This window comes from Saccharothrix sp. CCNWYY140 (genome assembly GCF_037401995.1).
Lineage (GTDB): Bacteria > Actinomycetota > Actinomycetes > Mycobacteriales > Pseudonocardiaceae > Actinosynnema.
Genome location: NZ_JBBEGC010000240.1, coordinates 1 through 1967, shown reverse-complemented (window position 1 = coordinate 1967; position 1967 = coordinate 1). Strand labels below are relative to the sequence as shown.

The following is a 1967-nucleotide window of genomic DNA, read 5'->3' as shown; positions in this document are numbered from 1 at the left end:
GGGGGTGGGGGCCGGGGGGGGGGGGCCCGGGGGGGGGGGGCGCCCGCCGGCGGGGGGTGCCGGCGGGGGGGGGGGGCCGGGCGGGGGGTTGGGGCCGGCTGGGGGGTGGGTCAGGCGGGTCGGGCGGCGCAGGTCGGCGGCACCGGCGCGGGCGGGCCGGGCGGCGCGGGCCGGCTGCGGCTGCGCGGATTGGCGGCGGCGCGGGCGGACGGCGGCGCGGGTGGCGGGGAGCAGCGGTGGGCGGCGTGTTGATGGCGGGCGTGGCCTCCGGCCCCCGATGTCGATCATCGCACGGCCCACCGACAATTCCGGCGGCTTCGGGCTTGGGCGGCGGGCGGTGGCGACCGGGAAAGCGAACGGGCCGTCCTCCCCGCGGAGGACGGCCCGTGTCGGTCTGGAAGGTCAGCTCTGCCAGCCGGGCAGGCCCGGCTTCGGACCCGTCGGCCGCTGCGGAGCGCCCGGGACCGCCGCCGTGAGGGACGGCTGCGGCTCGACGGCCGCGCAGCGGGTGCCGTCGCGCGGGACCTTCTGGTCGATCAGGTACTTGTCGGTCGCGCCCAGGGTGCAGGCGCTCCGGTCGTAGACGCCGTGGCCCCAGCCCTCGTAGGTGAGCAGGACCGTGGTGCCCAGGCTCTGGCGGTGGGCGTTCACGGCCCACTCGTAGCCCGTCGCCGGGTCGTGGAGGGCGTTGAGCATCAGGATCTTCGGTGCGTCCTTGATGCGCAGGCGGTGCTGGGGGTTGTTCACCTTCTCCGGCAGGCCGATGCAGCCCGCCATCGCGAAGTGGCCCAGGGACGAGCCGCGCATGTGCGGTGCGAGTTGGTTGGCCCGGGTCACCAGGACCGACAGCTCGCGGTGGCTCTTCACGCGCATCGCCCAGTCCTGGCAGAACACCGCCGGGAACGGGTTGTTCGCCGTCTGCGGGTCGGCGGCGAAGGCGGGCGTGGACGGGGCCGTGCCGCCGGACAGGGCCAGCAGCCACTCCGCCAGGGGCGCCCAGTCGGGGCCGTAGAACGCGCCGAAGGCGTTGCCGATGATCAGGTCGGCGGGGATCTTGAAGGTCGGGTCGTCCGGGTCGGTGATCTCGCCGCGGTCGGCGCGGGCCAGCAGGTCGTCCCAGAACTTGGCCACGTCACGGCCGTGCAGGGCACACGAGGGAGTGCGCTCGCACCACTCCACGAACTCGGTGAACGAGTCCTCCGCCGTCACGGCCTCGGTCTCGTTGAACCGCCAGGTCCCCAGGCTGTGGTCCATGTTCGAGTCGATGACCATCGCGCGGATGTTGCGGCCGTAGCGCTCGGCGTACTGCTGGCCGATCAGGGTCCCGTAGGACACGCCGTAGTAGTTGATCTTGCGCTCACCGAGCGACCGGCGCAGCGCGTCGATGTCGTTGGTGACCGCGATGGTGTCGGCGTGGTCGTAGATCGGGCCGGAGTGCTTGCGGCAGTCGGCGGCCAGGTCGCGGTTGTACTGGGCCAGCGCGTCGAACTCCGCCTGGTTCGCCGGGTACACCGACGGCTGCTTCTCCAGCATCTCCAACGAGCACTTCACCGGCTGGCTGCGCGCGACACCGCGCGGGTCGAAGCCGATGATGTCGAAGCGGTCCTGGACGTCCTTGCTGAAGTACCGGTCGGCCCCCAGGGCGAAGTTCACGCCCGACCCGCCGGGACCACCCGGGTTGATCACCAGGATCCCGATCCGCTTGGCCGGGTCGAGGGCCTTGCGCCGGGCCACGGCGAGGTCGAACTTCTCACCGCGCGGCTTGGCCCAGTCGATCGGCAGCTTGAGCGTGCCGCACTCCACCTCGGCCAGCTCGGGACACGGTTTCCAGTCGATGGGCGCGGCGAGCGCCTGGACGTCGGCGTCGAGCGGGGTGGGGGGGGGGGGGGGGGGGGGGGCGGCCCCCGGGCCGGGGGCGCCCCCGGGGCCCGCCGCCCCCCCCCCCCCCCCCCCCCCCCCCCGCAGGG

At 74.6% G+C, this 1967-nt stretch carries 2 protein-coding genes; one reads left to right on the top strand and one right to left on the bottom strand.

Going from position 1 to position 1967, the window contains the following annotated elements; translation table 11 throughout:
- The first annotated feature begins 105 nt into the window (after window positions 1-105).
- On the top strand, window positions 106-252 hold the full coding sequence (locus WBN91_RS39045; RefSeq protein ID WP_337729445.1) for a hypothetical protein: 147 nt from the start codon (window positions 106-108) through the stop codon (window positions 250-252).
- Between the two features lie 150 nt (window positions 253-402).
- Here the strand turns inward: WBN91_RS39045 and WBN91_RS39040 are convergent, their stop codons facing one another.
- Window positions 403-1803 carry an alpha/beta hydrolase gene (locus tag WBN91_RS39040; RefSeq protein WP_337726290.1) on the bottom strand — a complete coding sequence of 467 codons (1401 nt, stop codon included), beginning with the start codon at window positions 1801-1803 and terminating at the stop codon, window positions 403-405.
- Window positions 1804-1967: the final 164 nt, after the last annotated feature.